Source organism: Variovorax sp. V93, assembly GCF_041154485.1.
GTDB classification, from domain to species: Bacteria; Pseudomonadota; Gammaproteobacteria; order Burkholderiales; family Burkholderiaceae_C; genus Variovorax; species Variovorax beijingensis_A.
On the sequence record NZ_AP028669.1, the window covers coordinates 2009644 to 2029365 of the forward strand.

21 protein-coding genes are annotated in these 19722 nt (G+C 64.6%); 12 read left to right on the forward strand and 9 right to left on the reverse strand.

The genetic code is table 11. The features are described from left to right. Positions 1-4: 4 nt before the first annotated feature. Complete coding sequence (bfr, locus tag ACAM54_RS09530) at positions 5-481, reverse strand: bacterioferritin (protein ID WP_025569326.1); 477 nt, start codon at positions 479-481, stop codon at positions 5-7. 245 nt (positions 482-726) lie between these two features. Between bfr and ahpC the strand changes: the two genes are divergently transcribed. After that, the gene (ahpC, locus tag ACAM54_RS09535; RefSeq protein ID WP_025569327.1) at positions 727-1299 is read left to right on the forward strand and encodes an alkyl hydroperoxide reductase subunit C; all 573 of its coding nucleotides are present in this window, start codon (positions 727-729) and stop codon (positions 1297-1299) included. An 89-nt stretch (positions 1300-1388) separates the two neighbouring features. Then, positions 1389-2960 carry an alkyl hydroperoxide reductase subunit F gene (ahpF, locus tag ACAM54_RS09540; protein WP_025569328.1) on the forward strand — a complete coding sequence of 524 codons (1572 nt, stop codon included), beginning with the start codon at positions 1389-1391 and terminating at the stop codon, positions 2958-2960. Between the two features lie 36 nt (positions 2961-2996). Here the strand turns inward: ahpF and ACAM54_RS09545 are convergent, their stop codons facing one another. Further along, positions 2997-3818: a pyruvate, water dikinase regulatory protein gene (locus ACAM54_RS09545; RefSeq protein ID WP_025569329.1), complete on the reverse strand. Its 822-nt coding sequence runs from the start codon at positions 3816-3818 to the stop codon at positions 2997-2999. A gap of 182 nt (positions 3819-4000) precedes the next feature. On the opposite strand from ACAM54_RS09545, the gene ppsA reads away from it, so the two are divergent. The 7 genes from ppsA to dnaB all read left to right on the forward strand — a co-directional run bounded on the left by ppsA (position 4001) and on the right by dnaB (position 10282). Then, positions 4001-6394: a phosphoenolpyruvate synthase gene (gene ppsA / locus ACAM54_RS09550; RefSeq protein ID WP_025569330.1), complete on the forward strand. Its 2394-nt coding sequence runs from the start codon at positions 4001-4003 to the stop codon at positions 6392-6394. Positions 6395-6605: 211 nt separating this feature from the next. Further along, a complete protein-coding gene (locus ACAM54_RS09555) occupies positions 6606-7121 on the forward strand; it encodes a hypothetical protein (protein WP_369650536.1) in 516 nt (171 codons plus the stop codon). 114 nt (positions 7122-7235) lie between these two features. Then, complete coding sequence (gene rpsF, locus ACAM54_RS09560) at positions 7236-7610, forward strand: 30S ribosomal protein S6 (RefSeq protein WP_012746958.1); 375 nt, start codon at positions 7236-7238, stop codon at positions 7608-7610. A 4-nt stretch (positions 7611-7614) separates the two neighbouring features. Further along, the gene (priB, locus tag ACAM54_RS09565) at positions 7615-7932 is read left to right on the forward strand and encodes a primosomal replication protein N (RefSeq protein ID WP_261380366.1); all 318 of its coding nucleotides are present in this window, start codon (positions 7615-7617) and stop codon (positions 7930-7932) included. 21 nt (positions 7933-7953) lie between these two features. Next, positions 7954-8235, forward strand: a complete 282-nt coding sequence (gene rpsR / locus ACAM54_RS09570; RefSeq protein WP_007830781.1) for a 30S ribosomal protein S18 — start codon at positions 7954-7956, stop codon at positions 8233-8235. Between the two features lie 15 nt (positions 8236-8250). Continuing rightward, positions 8251-8703 (forward strand): 50S ribosomal protein L9, encoded by a 453-nt coding sequence (rplI, locus tag ACAM54_RS09575; protein ID WP_145745913.1) that lies wholly within the window; start codon positions 8251-8253, stop codon positions 8701-8703. Positions 8704-8872: 169 nt separating this feature from the next. Continuing rightward, positions 8873-10282 carry a replicative DNA helicase gene (gene dnaB, locus ACAM54_RS09580; protein WP_025569334.1) on the forward strand — a complete coding sequence of 470 codons (1410 nt, stop codon included), beginning with the start codon at positions 8873-8875 and terminating at the stop codon, positions 10280-10282. Between the two features lie 13 nt (positions 10283-10295). Here dnaB and ACAM54_RS09585 read toward each other — a convergent pair whose 3' ends face one another. The 7 genes from ACAM54_RS09585 to ACAM54_RS09615 all read right to left on the reverse strand — a co-directional run bounded on the left by ACAM54_RS09585 (position 10296) and on the right by ACAM54_RS09615 (position 15529). After that, on the reverse strand, positions 10296-11009 hold the full coding sequence (locus tag ACAM54_RS09585) for a YafY family protein (protein WP_025569335.1): 714 nt from the start codon (positions 11007-11009) through the stop codon (positions 10296-10298). A gap of 55 nt (positions 11010-11064) precedes the next feature. Beyond that, positions 11065-11532, reverse strand: coding sequence for an effector binding domain-containing protein (locus ACAM54_RS09590; RefSeq protein ID WP_049809343.1), 468 nt, complete (start codon positions 11530-11532; stop codon positions 11065-11067). Positions 11533-11555: 23 nt separating this feature from the next. Next, entirely contained in the window at positions 11556-12005 is a 450-nt protein-coding gene (locus ACAM54_RS09595) for an EVE domain-containing protein (RefSeq protein ID WP_209499630.1), read from the reverse strand. A gap of 8 nt (positions 12006-12013) precedes the next feature. Further along, the gene (locus ACAM54_RS09600) at positions 12014-12385 is read right to left on the reverse strand and encodes a VOC family protein (RefSeq protein WP_025569338.1); all 372 of its coding nucleotides are present in this window, start codon (positions 12383-12385) and stop codon (positions 12014-12016) included. Positions 12386-12541: 156 nt separating this feature from the next. Continuing rightward, positions 12542-14326, reverse strand: a complete 1785-nt coding sequence (locus ACAM54_RS09605; RefSeq protein WP_369650537.1) for a PhoH family protein — start codon at positions 14324-14326, stop codon at positions 12542-12544. Positions 14327-14537: 211 nt separating this feature from the next. After that, positions 14538-15014 carry a peroxiredoxin gene (locus tag ACAM54_RS09610; RefSeq protein ID WP_007830801.1) on the reverse strand — a complete coding sequence of 159 codons (477 nt, stop codon included), beginning with the start codon at positions 15012-15014 and terminating at the stop codon, positions 14538-14540. Positions 15015-15148: 134 nt separating this feature from the next. Next, the gene (locus tag ACAM54_RS09615; RefSeq protein ID WP_025569340.1) at positions 15149-15529 is read right to left on the reverse strand and encodes an Mth938-like domain-containing protein; all 381 of its coding nucleotides are present in this window, start codon (positions 15527-15529) and stop codon (positions 15149-15151) included. 102 nt (positions 15530-15631) lie between these two features. Here ACAM54_RS09615 and ACAM54_RS09620 point away from each other — a divergent pair, with 102 nt between their 5' ends. The 3 genes from ACAM54_RS09620 to thrC all read left to right on the forward strand — a co-directional run bounded on the left by ACAM54_RS09620 (position 15632) and on the right by thrC (position 19692). Next, on the forward strand, positions 15632-16861 hold the full coding sequence (locus ACAM54_RS09620; RefSeq protein ID WP_025569341.1) for an aminotransferase class I/II-fold pyridoxal phosphate-dependent enzyme: 1230 nt from the start codon (positions 15632-15634) through the stop codon (positions 16859-16861). A gap of 71 nt (positions 16862-16932) precedes the next feature. Next, entirely contained in the window at positions 16933-18255 is a 1323-nt protein-coding gene (locus ACAM54_RS09625; protein ID WP_369650538.1) for a homoserine dehydrogenase, read from the forward strand. 21 nt (positions 18256-18276) lie between these two features. Continuing rightward, on the forward strand, positions 18277-19692 hold the full coding sequence (thrC, locus tag ACAM54_RS09630; protein WP_025569343.1) for a threonine synthase: 1416 nt from the start codon (positions 18277-18279) through the stop codon (positions 19690-19692). Positions 19693-19722 lie beyond the last annotated feature (30 nt).

Sequence of the window (19722 nt, forward strand, 5' to 3'; positions counted from 1 at the left end):
AGGATCAGCTGACTTCGCCCATCTGCGACTGCAGATAGTTCTGCACGCCGACCTTGTCGATCAGGTCGATCTGGGTTTCGAGGAAGTCGATGTGCTCCTCCGTGTCGTCCAGGATCTCCTGCAGCAGGTCGCGCGAAACGTAGTCGCGCACCGTCTCGCAGTAGGCGATGCCGTCCTTGATGGTGGCTTGCGCGCCGGTTTCGGCGCCGAGGTCGCAACTCAGCAGTTCGGGCACGTCCTCGCCGATGTTCAGCTTGCCCAGGTCCTGCAGGTTCGGCAGGCCGTCGAGCATGAAGATGCGGTCCATCAGCTTGTCGGCGTGCTTCATTTCGCCGATCGATTCCTCGTATTCCTTCTTGGCCAGCTTGTCCAGACCCCAGTGCTTGAGCATGCGGTAGTGCAGGAAGTACTGGTTGATGGCGGTGAGCTCGTTCTTGAGCTGCGCCTGCAGATGTTCGATGACCTTGGGGTCGCCCTTCATGTTCTTTTTCCTTGTTCTGAAAGCACCGATTGTGAGAGGGGTGGGCGAGCCCTTGCAAGCAATCCCATGCTGCGCCGGTCTGCATGCGTTTGATGGTGATACACGTTCGTATTCGATCGTGGCAGCGGCCATCGCAAACATAGCAAGCTGCAATACTTTTAATAGCTGATAACTATTGAAATCATGAGATTGGTAGCTATACTCATGTCTCGTTCTTTTCATTAGCCACCACCAAGGAAACAGCAATGTCCCTGATCAACACCGAAATCATTCCCTTCAAGGCCACCGCGTACCACAACGGCAAGTTCGTGCCGGTCAGCAACGACAACTTCAAGGGCAAATGGTCGGTCGTGGTGTTCTACCCGGCTGACTTTACGTTCGTGTGTCCCACCGAACTCGGCGACCTCGCCGACCACTACGCCGAATTCCAGAAACTCGGCGTCGAGGTGTATGGCGTGTCGACTGACACCCACTTCACCCACAAGGCATGGCACGACACCTCGGACACCATCGGCAAGGTCAAGTACCCGCTGATCGGCGACCCGAGCCAGCAACTGGCCCGCGCCTTCCAGGTGCTGATCGAAGAAGGCGAAGACGCCGGCCTCGCCTACCGCGGCACCTTCGTGATCGATCCCGAAGGCAAGATCAAGACCATCGAAGTGCACGACAACGGCATCGGCCGCGACGCCGCCGAACTGCTGCGCCGCGTGAAGGCTGCCCAGTACGTGGCTGCCCACCCCGGTGAAGTCTGCCCCGCCAAGTGGACCGAAGGCGCTGAAACGCTGAAGCCCTCATTCGACCTCGTCGGCAAGATCTGAGCGTCCCGCGCGAAAGCCCGGGCGCTCACGAGGCCCCGGGCTTTTTTGTCCCCAGTTGATAGTTTTCAGTTATCGAAAGAGAGTCCGTCATGCTCGACGCCAGCACCAAAGCCCAATTGAAGAGTTACCTCGAGCGCGCCACGCAGCCGATCGAGATCGTCGCCTCGCTCGACGACAGCAAGGCCTCGGGCGAAATGCTGTCGCTGCTGAAGGACGTCGCCGAAGCGTCGCCGCTGGTCAAGCTGACCGAAAGCCGCGACGACAACCATCGCAAGCCTTCTTTCTCGGTCAATCGTCCGAGCGAGAACCACGGCCCGCGTTTTGCCGGCCTGCCGATGGGCCATGAATTCACGTCGCTGATCCTTGCGCTGCTGCAGATCGGCGGCTATCCCCCGAAGGTCGAGCAGGCGGTGCTCGACCAGATCCGCGCACTCGACGGCGACTTCGAGTTCGAGATCTATGTCTCGCTCACCTGCCACAACTGCCCCGACGTGGTCCAGGCGCTGAACCTGATGGCCATCCAGAACCCGCGCATCCGCACCACGATGATTGAGGGCGGCACCTTCCAGGAAGAGGTCAAGGAACGCCAGGTGATGGCGGTGCCCACCGTGTTCCTGAACGGCACCGAGTTCGGCCAGGGCCGCATGAGCCTCGAAGAAATCCTCGCGAAGATCGACACCAGCGGCGTCGAGCGCGAGGCCAGGAAGATCGCCGCCAAGGACCCGTTCGACGTGCTGATCGTCGGCGGCGGCCCGGCCGGCGCGGCGGCGGCCGTGTATGCGGCGCGCAAGGGCATCCGCACCGGCGTGGCTTCGGAGCGCTTCGGCGGCCAAGTGCTCGACACGCTGGGCATCGAGAACTTCATCTCGATCAAGGAAACCGAAGGACCGAAGTTCGCCCACGCCCTCGAAGAGCATGTGCGCGACTACGACGTCGACATCATGAACCTGCAGCGCGCCAAGGCGCTGGTTCCGGGCAAGGACCTGATCGAGGTGCAGCTCGAAAGCGGCGCCTCGCTCAAGAGCAAGTCGATCATCATCTCGACAGGCGCGCGCTGGCGCAACATCAACGTGCCCGGCGAGCACGAGTTCAAGAACAAGGGCGTGGCCTATTGCCCGCACTGCGACGGCCCGCTGTTCAAGGGCAAGCGCGTGGCGGTGATCGGCGGCGGCAATTCGGGCGTCGAGGCGGCCATCGACCTGGCCGGCATCGTCGGCCATGTCACGCTGATCGAATTCGACACGGCCCTGCGCGCCGACGCCGTGCTGCAGCGCAAGCTCAAGAGTCTGAAGAACGTCGACGTGTTCACCAACGCACAGACCACCGAGATCACCGGCGACCAGAAGGTCAACGGCCTGATCTACAAGGACCGCGCGACGGGCGAGCTGAAGAAGGTCGAACTCGAAGGCGTGTTCATCCAGATCGGCCTGGTGCCCAACACCGACTGGCTCAAGGGCGTGGTCGAACTGACCAAGCACGGCGAGATCGTGGTCGACGCCAGGGGGCAGACCTCGGTGCCGGGCGTGTTTGCCGCGGGCGACGTGACGACCGTGCCGTTCAAGCAGATCATCATCGCGGCCGGCGACGGCGCGAAGGCGGCGCTCGGCGCTTTCGACCACCTGATCCGGACCTCGGCCCCGGCCGAGCAGGCGGCTGCCTAAAAACGGCGCCTGCGGCAGCCTGGCCGAGCGGCTGGCTCAGTAAACCAGCCGCTCGGGCTTCAGTTCCTGCAGGATGGTGGTGGCAATTTCCTCGATCGACTTGGTCGTCGTCGAAAGCCACCGGATGCCGGCGCGGCGCATCATGGCCTCGGCTTCGCTCACCTCGTTGCGGCAGTTCTCGAGGCTGGCGTAGCGCGAATCCGGCCGGCGCTCGTTGCGGATCTGGCTCAGGCGCTCGGGCTGGATCGTGAGCCCGAAGATCTTCTTGCGGTGCGGCATCAGGGCCGGCGGCAGCTGGCGGCGCTCGAAATCTTCCGGGATCAGCGGATAGTTGGCCGCCTTCAGGCCGTGCTGCATCGCCAGATAAAGAGAGGTCGGCGTCTTGCCGCTGCGGCTCACGCCCACCAGGATCACGTCGGCGCCTTCGAGGTCCCGGTTGCTCTGGCCGTCGTCGTGGGCCAGGCTGAAGTCGATGGCCGCGATGCGGGCGTCGTATTCCTTGCTCTTGCTGACGTCGCTGAAGCGGCCGATGCGGTGGTTCGACTTCACCGCCAGCTCGATCTCCAGCGGCCGCACGAAGGTGCCGAACATGTCGAGCAGCATGCCCTTGCAGCCGGTTTCGATCACCTCCAGCACCTCCATGTTCGCGAGCGTCGTGAAAACGATGGGGCGCACGCCTTCCAGTTCGGCCGTGTGGTTGATCTGCCGCACCGCCTGGTGCGCCTTGTCGACCGTGTCGGTGAACGGCAGCCGCACATGGCGCGGCTTCATTTCGAACTGGGCCAGCACCGCGTTACCAAATGTTTCGGCGGTGATGCCGGTGCCATCGGAAATGAAGAAGACGGTGCGTGTGGTCATGTGTTGCGGCCTTGTCCTGCGGCGCGTGCAATCTCGCCACGCCTACAATCCGGGCCATTATCGGGAATCTGCTTCCCACTCCCAATTCTTTCCATGCACACCGCGCCAGCACCCCAAGCAACGACAACGATCGTGCTGCGCCGTCTGCATGCAGCACCGGTTTCAACTTCTGGAGCTTTCCCATGTCTGCACTTTTCGACGCGACCGCCCTGGTCGTACCGTTTGAAAACCTGAGGATGACCGACGTCGAGTCGGTCGGCGGCAAGAACGCCAGCCTCGGCGAAATGATCTCGCAATTGCCGCAGGGCGTGCGGGTGCCCACGGGTTTCGCGACCACGGCGCACGCGTTCCGCCAGTTCCTGGCCCACGACGGCCTGGCCGACAAGATCAGCAAGCGGCTCGCCGCACTGGACACCGAAGACGTGCGGGCGCTGGCCGCGGCCGGCGCCGAGATCCGCGCCATGGTCGAGGCCCAGCCCTTTCCGGCCGACCTGCAGAAAGCCATCACCGAGGCGTTCGCGAAGCTGAGCGAAGGCAACCCCGCCGCCTCGTTTGCCGTGCGTTCCTCGGCCACGGCCGAAGACCTGCCCGACGCCTCGTTCGCGGGCCAGCAGGAAACCTTCCTGAACGTGGTCGGCATCGACGACGTGCTGCACAAGATGAAGGAAGTCTTTGCTTCCCTCTACAACGACCGCGCCATCAGCTACCGCGTGCACAAGGGCTTCGCGCACGACGTGGTGGCGCTCTCGGCGGGCGTGCAGCGCATGGTCCGCTCGGACCTCGGCGCGGCCGGCGTGATGTTCACCATCGACACCGAGTCGGGCTTCCAGGACGTGGTGTTCATCACCTCCAGCTACGGCCTCGGCGAAACGGTGGTGCAGGGCGCCGTGAACCCCGACGAGTTCTACGTCCACAAGCCCACGCTGCGTGCCGGCAAGAAGGCCGTGATCCGCCGCAACCTGGGCTCCAAGCTGATCCAGATGGAGTTCGCGTCGCCCGAGGAGAAAAAGGCCTCCGGCAAGCTGGTGAAGACCACCGACGTCAAGGCCGAGCAGCGCAACCGCTATTCGCTGAGCGACGCCGACGTCGAGCAGCTCGCCAGGTACGCGCTCGTCATCGAAGAACACTATGGCCGCCCGATGGACATCGAGTGGGGCAAGGACGGCACCGACGGCCAGCTCTACATCCTGCAGGCACGCCCTGAAACCGTGAAGAGCCAGCAGCAGGGCAAGGCCGAGCAGCGCTACAAGCTGCTGGGCAAGGGGGCCGTGCTCGCCGAAGGCCGTGCCATCGGCCAGAAGATCGGCACCGGTCCCGTGCGGCTCGTGCACAACATCAGCGAAATGGACAAGGTCCAGGCCGGCGACGTGCTCGTCACCGACATGACCGACCCCAACTGGGAACCCGTGATGAAGCGCGCGGCCGCCATCGTCACCAACCGCGGCGGACGCACCTGCCACGCGGCCATCATTGCGCGCGAGCTCGGCATTCCGGCCGTGGTCGGCTGCGGCGACGCCACCGACCTGCTGAAGGACGGCACGCTGGTGACCGTGAGCTGCGCCGAGGGTGACACCGGCTTCATCTACGACGGGCTGCTCGAAACCGAAGTGACCGAGGTGCAGCGCGGCGTGATGCCCGAAATCGACATCCAGCTGATGATGAACGTCGGCAATCCGCAGTTGGCCTTCGACTTCGCGCAGCTGCCGAACCACGGCGTGGGCCTGGCCCGCCTCGAGTTCATCATCAACAACAACATCGGCGTGCATCCGAAGGCGATCCTCGATTATCCGAACGTCGACAACGACCTGAAGAAGGCCGTTGAATCCGTGGCCCGCGGCCATGCCTCGCCGCGCGCCTTCTATGTCGACAAGGTGGCCGAAGGCATCGCGACCATCGCTGCCGCCTTCTGGCCCAAGAAGGTGATCGTTCGCCTCTCGGACTTCAAGTCGAACGAGTACCGCAAGCTGATCGGCGGCAGCCGCTACGAGCCGGAAGAAGAAAACCCGATGCTCGGCTTCCGCGGCGCCGCGCGCTACCTGAGCAAGGATTTCGGCGAGGCCTTTGCCATGGAATGCGAGGCGCTCAAGCGCGTGCGCAACGACATGGGCCTGGTCAACGTGCAGATCATGGTGCCCTTCGTGCGCACGCTGGGCCAGGCCGAACGCGTGACCACGCTGCTCGGCGAACATGGCCTGAAGCGCGGCGAGAACGAGCTCAAGCTGATCATGATGTGCGAGGTGCCGAGCAATGCCGTGCTGCCCGAAGAGTTCCTGAAGTACTTCGACGGCTTCTCGATCGGCTCGAACGACCTGACCCAGCTGACGCTCGGCCTGGACCGCGACTCGGGGCTCGAACTGCTGGCCGCCGATTTCGACGAGCGCGATCCGGCCGTCAAGGCGCTGCTGAGCCGCGTCATCAAGGCCTGCAAGGCCGAGGGCAAGTACGTCGGCATCTGCGGCCAAGGCCCCAGCGACCACCCGGACTTTGCGCTCTGGCTGGCGGAGCAGGGCATCGAATCGATTTCGCTCAATCCGGACAGCGTCATCGACACCTGGCAGCAGCTCGCCAAGCGCTGACAACTGAAGAGAGGCGAGGCACCCTCGCCGCGCGATGGCCCTCGCGGGGAGTCCCTCACCGGGAATTCCCGCTTCGGCGTGCTGCCTAATTGAATCAGAATGTGTTACTTATGTCAGACTTGCGACATTCGCAAGCTGGCGGGTTGCTTGCGGATTGCATGGCGAAGCCGCTCGTCGCCGCACCCGCCGGTTTTTCGCGGAAGAAACCATCATGATTCTTGTCAAGACAGAAGCTGGACAGCAGGTTCTCAAGGATCGCTCGGTGCCGCTTTCGCCGCGCCAGCGCACCGCGTTCATCCTGTTCGACGGCAAGCGCTCGATCGACGAGGTGCTTGCCTCCGGAACGGGCATCGGGCGAGAAGAAATTGACCAGATGGTCGAACTGGGGCTGCTCGGCCCCGCGGCGGGAAGCAAGCCGGCGGCGCCGGCGCCAGCCAGGGCGACCGTGCCCGAGGCGCCTGCGCAGGCTGCTGCAAGCAAGGCGCCGGCGGCACCCAAGCCGGCCGAACCCGCGCCGCCTTCCGGGCGCAGCAGGCAGCAGCGCTACAAGGATGCCTATCCCATCGCCACCCAATTGACTGGCGCGCTGGGCCTGATGGGCTTCAGGCTCAACCTGCAGGTCGAAGGCACGACGAGCTACGAAGACCTGGTCGCCCTGGCGCCCAAGATACGCGCCGCAGTGGGCGCGGAGAAGGCCGCGGCACTGGACAGGGCCCTGAAAGACTGACGCTGGACACGCGTGGCGCAAGCAGTGCTACAATAGCCGGCTTTGCCTTGCCACACTGCGCCCGACGCTGCAGGTGGCTTTTCCTCTTCCACGGAAGAATCCACAAGGAGTGCCATGCGTCACTACGAAATCATTTTGCTGATCCATCCGGATCAGAGCGAACAAGTTCCGGCCATGCTGGAGCGCTACAAGGGCCTCATCACGGCCGGCGGCGGCAAGGTCCACCGCGTTGAAGACTGGGGCCGCCGCCAGCTGGCCTACCAGATCAACAAGCTCAGCAAGGCGCACTACCTGTGCGTCAACATCGAAGCCGAGCAAACCGTGATGGGCGAACTGGAACACGCGTTCAAGTTCAACGATGCCGTGCTGCGCCACCTCACCGTTCAGAAGAAGAAGGCCGAAACCGGTCCTTCGTCGATGATGAAGACGGTCGAGCGCGAAGAAGCCCGCAAGGCTCAGCAGGCCGAATACGCCGCCAACAACAGCTGATGGCGTGACCGCTGCCGCTGCTGCGGCAACCGGTGTCAATCAGCTGGTGCTGACCGCCTCGGTTGCCGAACTCGGAGCCTTGCGATACACGCCCGCCGGCCTTCCCGCCATCGATCTGAAGCTCGAACACGAGTCGACGCTCCAGGAGGCAGGAAAAGCCAGGCAGGTGAAAGCGGCCCTCAGGGCCGTTGCCTTCGGCGCCATCGCCGAACGGCTCGCAATGCAGTCGATGGGAAGTCTCTGGCGTTTTCAGGGCTTCCTCGCGACACCGGGCAATGGCAAGCATCCGGTCCTGCACATCCAGGATTTTCAGCAAGATTAATTTTCGACAAGAGGTCCCCAAATGGCCACGTTCAAGAAATTCAACAAAGACAAGCGCCCGAAGCGCAACACCCAGTCGCTGCTGTTCAAGCGCAAGCGCTTCTGCCGCTTCACCGTCGCGGGCGTCGAGGAAATCGACTACAAGGACATCGACACGCTGCGTGATTTCATCAGCGAAAACGGCAAGATCATCCCCGCACGCCTGACCGGCACGCGCGCGATCTACCAGCGCCAGCTGAACACCGCCATCAAGCGCGCGCGCTTCCTGGCCATGGTGCCGTACAGCGACCAGCACCGCGTCTAAGAAGGAGCACACACCATGCAAATCATTCTTCTGGACAAGGTCCTGAACGTCGGTGGCCTCGGCGACATCGTCAAGGTCAAGGACGGCTATGCACGCAACTTCCTGATCCCGACGGGCCGCGCCCGCCGCGCCACCGCTGCCAACAAGGCCGAATTCGAAGCCAAGCGCGCCGAACTCGAAAAGGCTGCGGCCGCCAAGCTGGCCGAATCGCAAGCCCAGGGCGAGAAGCTCGGCGGCACGACCGTCAAGCTGACCCAGAAGGCCGGCGTCGACGGCCGCCTGTTCGGCTCGGTCACCAACGGCGACATCGCCGAAGAACTGGGCAAGCAAGGCTACAAGGTTGCAAAGTCGCAAGTGCGCCTGCCCAACGGCCCGATCAAGGTCGTCGGCGACAGCACCGTGAGCGTTGCGCTGCACACCGACGTGGTGGTCGACATCACGGTCACGGTCTACGGCGAAACCGCCTGATCGTCCACAGCGCCCGTGCGCTGTCGCAAAAGCCGCCTCCGGGCGGCTTTTGTCTTTCTGCGCACCGGTTTTCCAGCGCGATGCACCGAAAGATCACTGTTTATTCACAACCTTGTCCACACACGCCAGCGCGTGCGCGGCTTAGCATGCAGGGTTGCAAGGGAAGTCCATGTCCGCCGTTTTTTCCTATGCCGACAATGACCCGTCGGCCGATCGCCAAGTTGCCCAGCTTCGCATTCCGCCTCATTCGATCGAGGCCGAGTCGAGCGTGCTTGGCGGCCTGCTGCTCGACAACGGTGCCTGGGACCGCATGGGCGACCTGCTGGTGGATGGCGACTTCTACCGCCACGAGCACAAGCTGATCTATGCCGCGATCGGCGGATTGATCAACGCCAGCAAGCCGGCCGACGTCATCACGGTCTACGAGCAGCTCCAGAGCTTGGGCAAGGCCGATGAAATCGGCGGCCTGGTCTACCTCAATTCGCTCGCGCAGTATGTACCGAGCGCGAGCAACATCCGCCGCTACGCGGAGATCGTGCGCGAACGCTCGATCCTGCGAAAACTCGTCTCCGCAAGCGACGAGATCGCGACCAACGCCTTCAACACGCAGGGCAAGTCGGTCGACAAGATCCTGGACGAGGCCGAGCAGAAGATCTTCAACATCGGCGAAGAAGGCACGCGGATGAAGCAGGGCTTCCAGAGCATGGATGCCCTGGTCGTCGAACTGCTCGACCGCGTGACCGAGATGGCGGAGAACCCGAACGACATCACCGGCGTGCGCACCGGCTTCTACGAGTTCGACAAGATGACCTCGGGCCTGCAGCCGGGCGACATGATCGTGCTGGCCGCGCGTCCCTCCATGGGCAAGACCTCGCTGGCCATCAACATCGCCGAGCACGTGGCGCTCAACGAAGGGCTGCCGGTGGCGGTCTTCTCGATGGAAATGGGTGCGTCGCAGCTGGCGGTGCGTATCGTCGGCTCGATCGGGCGCATCGATCAGGGACACCTGCGCACCGGCAAGCTCAGCGATGAAGAGTGGCCGCGGCTCACGGAGGCGATCGAGAAGCTGCGCAACGTGTCGCTGCACATCGACGAGACCCCTGGCCTGACCACCAGCGAGCTGCGTGCCAACGCGCGCCGCCTGGCGCGCCAGTACGGGCGGCTCGGCCTGATCGTGGTCGACTACCTTCAGCTCATGAGCGTGTCGACCAGCATGAACGACGAGAACCGCGCCACGGCCGTGGGCGAAATCTCGCGTGGCCTGAAGATGCTCGCCAAGGAGCTCAAGTGCCCGGTGATCGCGCTGTCGCAGTTGAGCCGCGGTGTCGAAAGCCGCACCGACAAGCGTCCCATGATGAGCGACCTGCGCGAATCCGGCGCCATCGAGCAGGACGCGGACATCATCATGTTCATCTACCGCGACGACTACTACGACAAGAACAGCAAGGAGCCGGGCGTGGCCGAGGTGATCATCAGCAAGCACCGCAACGGACCCACGGGCACCGTCAAGCTGACCTTCCTCAAGCCGCTCACCAAGTTCGAGAACCTGGCCAGCTACGGCAGCAGCGACGACTACTGACGCCGTCGCGACTTCATTTCTGCTGTTCCAGCAGCTTCGCTTCGGCCGTTCGCGCCTTCACCTGGCGCAGCATGTCGGCCAGCGTCTTGCCTGCTTCGTCGCGAAAGCGTTCGGGCAGCACGTCGACGGCATCCATGCGGTCGATGCGAAAACCGCGGAAGTCGTTGCGCAGTTCGCACCAGGTCGAAAGCGTCCAGACCTTGCCCCAGTAGAAGCAGCCGAGCGGACGCACGGTGCGTTCGCTGGCATCACCCGAAACGTCGCGATAGTGAAGGCGCAGTTTCTGGCGCGCCTGCACGGCTTCGCGCAGGGTCTGCAGCCGCGTGCGCAGGGCATCGCCCAGCCCCAGCGCGGGGGCGTAGAGTGCCAGCGCCTCGGCCGAGACGCGGGCCGCCGGCGGCAGCACCGAAAGGATCTTGCCGAGCCCGGTTTCGATGTCGCGCGCGAGTGCCGGATCGACCCAGCTCTGCGCCAGACGGGCCGCGGCCACGAGCGCCGAAGCCTCGTCCTGCGTGAACATCAGTGGCGGCAACTCGAAGCCCGCACCGAGCCTGTATCCCACGCCGGCCTCGCCCTCGATGGGTACGCCCTGGTGCTGCAGGTCGGCCACGTCGCGGTAGACGGTCCGCTCCGACACCTCGAGGCGCTGCGCCAGGAACGCGGCCGTGGTGAGCCGGCGCCCGCGGATGATCTGCACGAGCTGGAACAGGCGGTCGGCGCGGCGCATCAGCGCGCTCCCTGGGATGTTCGGGCGAAGCCGTCGGACCGGCCCTGGCGTGTGCTCATGAAACTCCGATGTGGATCGCCACCTTGTCCGGCCCCTCGTAGGCTTCGAAATCGCTGCGGTAGCGGCGCACGATTTCCGGGTGTGCCTCGAAATACTGCCAGATGCGCTGCCAGGTGGCGATCAGCATCTGCGGCATCTCGCCCTGGCCCGAAAAGACGAGGTAGTTGCCGGCCTCGAGGGCCACGCCGTCCGCCGCGCCCGAGACGGCCACGCCCACGGTCAGGTCGAAGGCCCCGTGCGCATCGGATTCGTAGCCGGAGTAGACGCCGAACAGGCGGACATCGCCGGTGCGGCCGGGTGTCGTACGGTATGTCTCTTCGCTGAAGAAGCGATCCCACAGAGCGCCGATGCGGGCGGTCGCGGGATCGTTCTCTTCGCGGTTGGTGGTGCGGACCGTGAGGCCCGCGACCTGGAAGGCGTCGTGGTGCCGGCGCACGGGTTCCATCGGGGTTGTCTTCTGCATGGATGATGTAAGGATTGTGGCGCTCAGAGCGCGAGCGCCTTCAGGTCGGCTTCCATGGCACGTGCGATCAGCATCATGTCGGCGTCGGAGACATCGAACAGCCCGAAGCGGAACTTGTAGCCCCACTGCTTCGGGTTCTCGATGAATGCCAGCTGTTCCAGCAGGGGCGCGATCGGCGTTTCGCGGGAGGCCGCGTAGGCCACGTCGAGCCGGCATGGAACAAAGCCGTTGCCCATGTCCGCTTCGTACGGCGCGCCCGGCTGCACGATGCCGATCGAGACGAAGCTCTGCAGCTTGTCGGTGCCGCCGAAGACCGTGGCCGGCGCATAGTAGGCGACGCGGTCGCCCGCTGCAACCCGCTTGAGCGGGCCGAGCTTGCCGTGGCCGACCTGCATGAAGCCGAGCGGTTTGTGGTCCCGCCCGCGCCGGGCGTGCTCGGCGCTGGCCACGGCAATCCAGTTGCGTGGTGCCATGGTGCGGTTCAGTCGAGCGCGTGAAGGCCGACTTCGTTGCCTTCGGTGTCGCGCAGGTGGGCGATGAAGCCCATGCCTGGCGGCAGCGCGGACTTGGGCGCGACGATCTGGCCGCCGGCCTTTTCGATGCGCGCCAGCACGGCGTCGATGCTCGGCATGCAGTCAAGATAGATGCGGATGCCGCTGCCTGCGCGTGCGCTGGCGTTCGCGCCGGCCTGCAGGGCGCCGCCGATGCCAGGTTTGTCGTACGGGAACACGGCCAGCGTCTGCCCGCCGAAGTCTTCGCGGCGCAGCTTGCGGCCGAGCACGGTTTCGTAGAAGGCCTGGGCGCGGTCGATGTCGGTGACCGGAATCTCGAACCAGCTGATGGCGTTTTGCATGAAGGACTCGCTTTCGTTGTGTTGAAGAGGAGCCTTGATGGTGCGGCCCGCCTCCTGACAACGTCTTGTCAGGAGCCTGTCACCGCGGGCGAAAAAAAGCCCGCGCGGCTCGAGAGAGCATGCGCGGGCCTTTGGCCAGCCGTGAGCCGGTGGCTTCTAGAGCACGTCGCTCGCGAAATCGGCCAGCCGCGAGCGCTCGCCGCGCGCCAGCGTGATGTGTCCGCCGTGCGGCCAGCCCTTGAACTTGTCGACCGCGAAGGTGAGGCCCGAGGAACCTTCCGTCAGGTACGGCGTATCGATCTGCGCCAGGTTGCCCATGCAGATGATCTTGGTGCCCGGACCGGCCCGGGTGATCAACGTCTTCATCTGCTTGGGCGTCAGGTTCTGCGCCTCGTCGATGATCACGTACTTGTTCAGGAAGGTGCGGCCGCGCATGAAGTTCATGCTCTTGACCTTGATGCGGCTTCGGATCAGCTCGTTGGTGGCCGCGCGGCCCCATTCGCCGGCGCCGCCGCCGTCGCCCTTGGCGAGGAACTCGAGGTTGTCGTCGAGCGCGCCCATCCACGGGCCCATCTTCTCTTCCTCGGTGCCGGGCAGGAAGCCGATGTCCTCGCCCACGCTCACCGTGGCGCGGGTCATGATGATCTCGGTGTAGCGCCGGTCGTCGAGCACCTGCGTGAGGCCCGAGGCGAGCGCCATCAGCGTCTTGCCGGTGCCTGCGGTGCCGGTGAGCGTGACGAAGTCGACTTCCGGGTCCATGAGCAGGTTCATCGCGAAGTTCTGCTCGCGGTTGCGGGTGTTCACGCCCCAGACCGCATTCTTGCCCGAGCTGTAGTCCTTGAGGGTCTTGAACACCGCGGTCTTGTCGCGGATCTCGGTGACGCGCGCGTACATGCTCGGCTCGCCCGGCGCTTCGAAATAGACGAACTGGTTGATGTAGAGGTTGGGCACCAGCGGACCGCTGACCCGGTAGAAAGTGTTGCTGCCGCTTTGCCAGCTCTCGACCGTCTTGCTCTGGCGCGTCCAGAAGTCGGCTGGCAGCGCGAGCGAGCCCGCATAGAGCAGGTCGCCGTCTTCCAGCGTCTTGTCGTTCTGGTAGTCGTCGGCGGCCAGGCCCAGGGCGCGCGCCTTGACGCGCATGTTGATGTCCTTGGACACCAGCACCACTTCCTGCTTCGGGCGGCCGGGCTGGTCATTGGCGTAGAGGTCGCGCAAGGCCTGCACCACGCCGAGGATCTGGTTGTCGGCCTTGCCCTGGGGCAGGCTGATCGGCAGCGCATAGTCGAGCGGCGCGGTCTGGAAGAACAGCTTGCCGCCGGCCTCGCGATGGCCGGTGGTGTCGAGCTTCAGGCCCTTGGCGATGTCGGCGTCCTGGGCGGCGGCCAGCGCATCGAGCGTGCGGCTGGTCTGGCGGCCGTTGCGGGCCACTTCCGTGGTGCCCTTCTTGTGGCCGTCCAGTTCCTCGAGCACGATCATCGGCAGGAAGATGTCGTGCTCCTCGAAGCGGAACAGGCACATCGGGTCGTGCAGCAGCACATTGGTGTCGAGCACGAAGAGCTTGGCCGGGCCGTTGGATTTGCTGCGCTTGGGCCGTGCCGGGGCCTGCGGCGCTGCAACTTGTTGCTGCTGCGATGCAGGCGCATGCATGGCGGGTGCCGGCGCCTCGGACTCCCGGCGTGCGGCGGGCTGCTGCCGCTGTCCGCGGGAAGGTGCGGGTTTGGCTTTCGCGCGGACCGGCAGCGCCTCGACGCCACCGCCTACCGCATCGGCGGCATGGCGGTCGAACAATTCCAGCGGCTGGGAGGAGCCGCTCGACGATGCCGAATCGGTACGCGATTCGCCCGAGCGGCGCGATCCCCTGTGCGAGGAGCGGGCGGGTGCATCGTGCGCATCCGGCGAGAGCAATGCGGCGCGTTTCGTGGGGGCGGGAGGCAATGGCATGTGTCAGGTCGCTCGCAGGAAGTGGAAACCAGAAAACGAAAAAGCCGCCTGTAGACCAAGGCGGCTTTGTTCGGGGGATGCGGTCGTGGAGCTCAACGGCATGAGGCCATTATGCACACCGGCGGTGACGCGTCTCGCGCTCTTTGCAAAGTCCGTTGGACATTTCCCACGGCGGGATGCAAAAGCGCACAGACGGCGCTTCTTGTAACGCTCAGGCGGCCTTCTTGAGGGCCTTGACGGCCTTGAGCACGTCGTCGACGTGGCCCGGGACCTTGAGGCCGCGCCATTCGGCCTTGAGGATGCCGTCGGCACCGATCAGGAAGGTGCTGCGCTCGATGCCCTTGACCTTCTTGCCGTACATGATCTTGTTCTTGACCACGCCGAACATGTGGCACATTTTTTCTTCGGTATCGGCGATGAGTTCGAACGGGAGTTCGAGCTTGGCCTTGAACTCGTCGTGCGACTTCATGTTGTCGCGGGACACGCCGAACACGGTGGCGCCAGCCTTTTCGAAGTCCTTGTAACGGTCGCGAAACTGCATGGCTTCGGTCGTGCAACCCGGAGTGTTATCTTTCGGGTAAAAATACATGACCAGCACGTGGCCGAGGTGAGAGGTATTCGAGACTTTCAGTCCGCCCGTGGCGTTGGCGTCGAATTCAGGAATGGGTTTGTTGACAACGATCGCCATGAAACTTGTTTTCTCCGTTGGTTTCCATTGACCGGGGCGCTTTTCAGCACACTCGACGAATGGAGGATTGGTCGTTGCTAACTGGAGCAGCAGGCCTGTTCGCAACCCGGTATTTTACCCCGAAAAGCCTTCTCTCACCGCTCGGGCGGTTCCACGAGGAGGGCGGCTATCACGTGGCGGCCTTCGCCGGCCAGGATGTTGTAGGTGCGGCAGGCGGCGGGGGTGTCCATGGTCTCCACGCCGGTGCGCCTGGCCATCAGGGGCTGGAGCCAGGCGGGCTGCGGGAACCGGATGCGTGATCCGCTTCCAAAAATGACCAATTCCGCGCCAAGCGACGCAAGCTGGGCGAAATGCTCGGGCCCGAGCTGGTCGAAACGGGTGCAGTTCCATTCGAAGCGCTCGCCGCGGGAGCCCACCACCACGCTGCCCTCGACCTTTTCATTGTTGATTGCGACCCACCCGGGGCCGTGCGCGGTAAGGGACTGGGCGTCGGATTTGTCGGGCTGGAGCTTCATCGGGGCACTGGGAACTGTGGTCAAATTATAGGTTTTCCCAGTGACACGAGGCCTTCCAGGGCCTTTCGACCTCGAGTAGTAACCCGCGCCCGGGAGGGCCCTTTGAAGCAGTTCAAGAAATCGGCCAAGCTGGCCAACGTGCTCTACGACATCCGCGGCCCCATCATGGACGCCGCGAAGCAGATGGAGGAAGAGGGCCAGAAGATCATCAGGCTCAACATCGGCAACCTGGCCGTGTTCGGCTTCGATGCGCCGGAAGAAGTCCAGCAGGACATGATCCGCAACCTGCCGGGGTCGGCGGGTTATTCGGACAGCAAGGGCATCTTCGCGGCCCGCAAGGCGGTGATGCACGAGACCCAGAAGCAGGGTGTTGCAGGGGTCACGCTCGAGGACATCTACCTGGGCAACGGCGCGAGCGAACTGATCGCCATGGCCACCAACGCGCTGCTGAACGACGGCGACGAAATGCTGCTGCCGGCCCCCGACTATCCGCTGTGGACGGCTGCCTCGAGCCTCTCGGGCGGCAAGCCGGTGCACTACCTCTGCGACGAAGCCAACGGCTGGATGCCCGACCTGGACGACATCCGCGCCAAGATCACGCCCCGGACCAAGGGCATCGTGGTCATCAACCCCAACAATCCGACCGGTGCGCTCTATTCCGACGAACTGCTCAAGAGCATCGTTGCCATTGCGCGCGAGCACCACCTGGTGATCTTCGCCGACGAGGTCTACGACAAGGTGCTGTACGACGGCGTCAGGCACACCGCGATCGCGAGCCTGTCGACCGACGTGCTCACGCTGACCTTCAACTCGCTGTCCAAGAGCTACCGCTCGTGCGGCTACCGCGCGGGCTGGCTGGTGGTTTCGGGCGACAAGGCGCGGGCGCAGGACTACATCGAGGGCCTGAACATGCTCTCGAACATGCGCCTGTGCGCCAACGTGCCCGGACAGTGGGCCATCCAGACCGCGCTCGGCGGCTACCAGAGCATCAACGACCTGGTCGGCGACGGCGGCCGCCTGCGGCGCCAGCGCGACCTGGCCTACGAGCTCATCACGGCCATTCCGGGCGTGAGCTGCGTCAAGCCGAGCGCCGCGCTCTACATGTTCCCCAAGCTCGATCCCAAGGTCTATCCCATCGAGGACGACCGTCAGTTCTTCCTCGAGCTTCTGAGGGAAACCAAGGTGATGCTGGTGCAGGGCACGGGCTTCAACTGGGCCACGCCGGATCACTTTCGCATCGTGTTCCTGCCCCACGAGGACGACCTGCGCGAAGCGATCAACCGCATCGCCAGGTTCCTGGAGCTGTACCGCCTGCGCAGCAAGACGGATTGACGGCGCGGCCGCGCGCCAGGCGGCCGGGGCCCCATTCTTTCTCCATTACGAACCATCCACGCGAATCTCCAATGAAACCCATCCAAGTAGGCCTGCTCGGCGCAGGCACGGTCGGCAGCGGCACCTTCAAGGTGCTGCTGCGCAATCAGGAAGAAATCAAGCGCCGCGCAGGCCGGGGCATCGAGATCACGATGGTGGCCGACCTGGACGCGGCGCGTGCGCGCGAAGTGGCCGGAGAAGGCGCGAAGGTGGTTGCCGACGCACGCGAAGTCATCGCCAACCCGGACATCGACATCGTCATCGAGCTCATCGGCGGCTACGGCGTTGCGAGGCAGCTGGTGCTCGAGGCCATTGCGGCCGGCAAGCACGTGGTCACGGCCAACAAGGCGCTGCTTGCGGTGCATGGCACCGAGATCTTCGCGGCTGCACATGCCAAGGGCGTGATGGTGGCCTTCGAGGCCGCGGTGGCCGGCGGCATCCCGATCATCAAGGCGCTGCGCGAGGGCCTCACGGCCAACAGCATCCAGTGGCTGGCCGGCATCATCAACGGCACCACCAATTTCATCCTGTCCGAGATGCGCGACAAGGGGCTCGACTTCGCCACCGTGCTCAAGGAGGCCCAGCGCCTGGGCTACGCCGAAGCCGACCCCACCTTCGACATCGAGGGCGTCGATGCCGGCCACAAGGTCACGCTGATGAGCGCCATTGCCTTCGGCATTCCGGTGCAGTTCGACAAGGCGCACATCGAGGGCATCACCAAGCTGGCGGCGCAGGACATCAAGTACGCCGAGCAGCTCGGCTACCGCATCAAGCTGCTCGGCATCACCAAGCGCACTGCGCAGGGCATCGAGCTGCGCGTGCACCCCTCGCTCGTGCCGTCGAAGCGGCTGCTTGCGAACGTCGAAGGCGCCATGAACGCCGTCGTGGTGCATGGCGATGCCGTGGGCACCACGCTGTACTACGGCAAGGGCGCGGGCAGCGAGCCGACCGCCAGCGCGGTGATTGCCGACCTCGTCGACATCACGCGCCTGCACACGGCCGACGCTGCGCACCGCGTGCCGCACCTGGCCTTCCACCCTGACGCCATGAGCGACCTGAAGGTGCTGCCGATGGCCGAGGTGGTCACCAGCTACTACCTGCGCCTGCGCGTGGCCGACCAGGCCGGCGTGCTCGCCAAGGTGACGGGCCTCTTGGCCACCGCCGGCATCAGCATCGACGCGGTGCTGCAGCGCGAAGCCGACGAAGTGGGCGGCGAGGGCTCGACCCAGACCGACCTGATCATCCTCACGCACGATGCGCGCGAAGGCACGGTGAACGACGTGCTCGCCGAACTGCAGGCCCTGCCCACCGTGCTGCAGCCGATCGTGCGCATCCGCAAGGAAGAGCTGTCCTGAGGACGGCGCAAGAGACCTACCGTGAACTACCTGAGCACCCGCGGCCACCCCGACCGCAAGCGTTTCTGCGAAATCCTGCTTGAAGGCCTCGCGCCCGATGGTGGCCTGTACCTGCCCGAGCACTATCCGCAGATCGACACCGCCACGCTCGCCAAATGGCGCGAGCTGCCGTATGCGGAACTGGCGTTCGAGATCCTCTCGCTCTACATCGACGACATTCCCCCGGCCGACCTGAAGGCGATCTGCGCCAAGACCTACACGGCCGAAGTGTTCGGCAGCGACGAGATCGTGCCGCTGCGCGAACTGGAAGACGGCGTGTACCTCGAGGCCCTGTCCAACGGCCCCACGCTGGCCTTCAAGGACATGGCGATGCAGCTGCTGGGCAACCTGTTCGAGTACGAACTGGCCCGCCGCGGCGCCGAGCTCAACATCCTGGGCGCCACCAGCGGCGACACCGGCAGCGCGGCCGAGTACGCCATGCGCGGCAAGAAGGGCGTGCGCGTCTTCATGACCTCGCCCGATGGCCGCATGAGCCCTTTCCAGCAGGCGCAGATGTTCAGCCTGCAGGACCAGAACATCCACAACATCGCCATCAGCGGCGTGTTCGACGACTGCCAGGACATCGTCAAGGCGGTGTCCAACGACCTGGGCTTCAAGCGCAAGTACCGCATCGGCACGGTCAACTCGATCAACTGGGCGCGGCTGCTCGCGCAGGTCGTCTACTACTTCGCAGGCTACTTCCAGGCCACGGCGAGCAACGACAAGCCCGTGAGCTTCACCGTGCCCTCGGGCAACTTCGGCAACGTCTGCGCGGGCCACGTGGCACGCATGATGGGCCTGCCGATCCACACGCTGGTGGTCGCCACCAACGAGAACGACGTGCTCGACGAGTTCTTCCGCACCGGCGCCTACCGCGTTCGCGCGGCGGCCGACACGCACGAAACCTCGAGCCCGTCGATGGACATCAGCAAGGCCAGCAACTTCGAGCGCTTCGTGTTCGACCTGGTGGGTCGCGATGCCGGCAAGCTGCGCTCGCTGTTCGTGGACGAACTGGGGCGCCACGGCCGTTTCGACCTGAGCGCCGATCCCGCGTTCCGGCAGGCCGCGGAGCGCTTCGGCTTCAAGAGCAGCCGCAGCACGCACGCCGACCGCCTGGCCACCATCCGCGACACCGACAAGCGCTTTGCCACGCTGGTCGATCCGCACACGGCCGACGGCCTCAAGGCCGCGCGCGAACACCTCGCGCCCGGCGTGCCGATGGTGGTGCTCGAGACCGCGCTGCCGATCAAGTTTGCCGCCACGCTGGTGGAAGCGCTCGGGCACGAGCCCGCACGGCCGGCCAGGTTCGAAGGCATCGAGGCGCTGCCCAAGCGGGTCGTCAAGCTGCCGGCCGATGCCGAGGCCGTGAAGGCCTACATCGCGCAGAACTGTGACTGACGACCCTTGCCGCATGCCGCGCCCTGCAGC

Bases quoted from the DNA above. Each gene is read 5' to 3' on its own strand.
- bfr (WP_025569326.1), bottom strand. From the start codon at position 481: ATGAAGGGCGACCCCAAGGTCATCGAACATCTGCAGGCGCAGCTCAAG.
- ahpC (WP_025569327.1), top strand. From the start codon at position 727: ATGTCCCTGATCAACACCGAAATCATTCCCTTCAAGGCCACCGCGTAC.
- ahpF (WP_025569328.1), top strand. From the start codon at position 1,389: ATGCTCGACGCCAGCACCAAAGCCCAATTGAAGAGTTACCTCGAGCGC.
- ACAM54_RS09545 (WP_025569329.1), bottom strand. From the start codon at position 3,818: ATGACCACACGCACCGTCTTCTTCATTTCCGATGGCACCGGCATCACC.
- ppsA (WP_025569330.1), top strand. From the start codon at position 4,001: ATGTCTGCACTTTTCGACGCGACCGCCCTGGTCGTACCGTTTGAAAAC.
- ACAM54_RS09555 (WP_369650536.1), top strand. From the start codon at position 6,606: ATGATTCTTGTCAAGACAGAAGCTGGACAGCAGGTTCTCAAGGATCGC.
- rpsF (WP_012746958.1), top strand. From the start codon at position 7,236: ATGCGTCACTACGAAATCATTTTGCTGATCCATCCGGATCAGAGCGAA.
- rpsR (WP_007830781.1), top strand. From the start codon at position 7,954: ATGGCCACGTTCAAGAAATTCAACAAAGACAAGCGCCCGAAGCGCAAC.
- rplI (WP_145745913.1), top strand. From the start codon at position 8,251: ATGCAAATCATTCTTCTGGACAAGGTCCTGAACGTCGGTGGCCTCGGC.
- dnaB (WP_025569334.1), top strand. From the start codon at position 8,873: ATGTCCGCCGTTTTTTCCTATGCCGACAATGACCCGTCGGCCGATCGC.
- ACAM54_RS09585 (WP_025569335.1), bottom strand. From the start codon at position 11,009: ATGCGCCGCGCCGACCGCCTGTTCCAGCTCGTGCAGATCATCCGCGGG.
- ACAM54_RS09590 (WP_049809343.1), bottom strand. From the start codon at position 11,532: ATGCAGAAGACAACCCCGATGGAACCCGTGCGCCGGCACCACGACGCC.
- ACAM54_RS09595 (WP_209499630.1), bottom strand. From the start codon at position 12,005: ATGGCACCACGCAACTGGATTGCCGTGGCCAGCGCCGAGCACGCCCGG.
- ACAM54_RS09600 (WP_025569338.1), bottom strand. From the start codon at position 12,385: ATGCAAAACGCCATCAGCTGGTTCGAGATTCCGGTCACCGACATCGAC.
- ACAM54_RS09605 (WP_369650537.1), bottom strand. From the start codon at position 14,326: ATGCCATTGCCTCCCGCCCCCACGAAACGCGCCGCATTGCTCTCGCCG.
- ACAM54_RS09610 (WP_007830801.1), bottom strand. From the start codon at position 15,014: ATGGCGATCGTTGTCAACAAACCCATTCCTGAATTCGACGCCAACGCC.
- ACAM54_RS09615 (WP_025569340.1), bottom strand. From the start codon at position 15,529: ATGAAGCTCCAGCCCGACAAATCCGACGCCCAGTCCCTTACCGCGCAC.
- ACAM54_RS09625 (WP_369650538.1), top strand. From the start codon at position 16,933: ATGAAACCCATCCAAGTAGGCCTGCTCGGCGCAGGCACGGTCGGCAGC.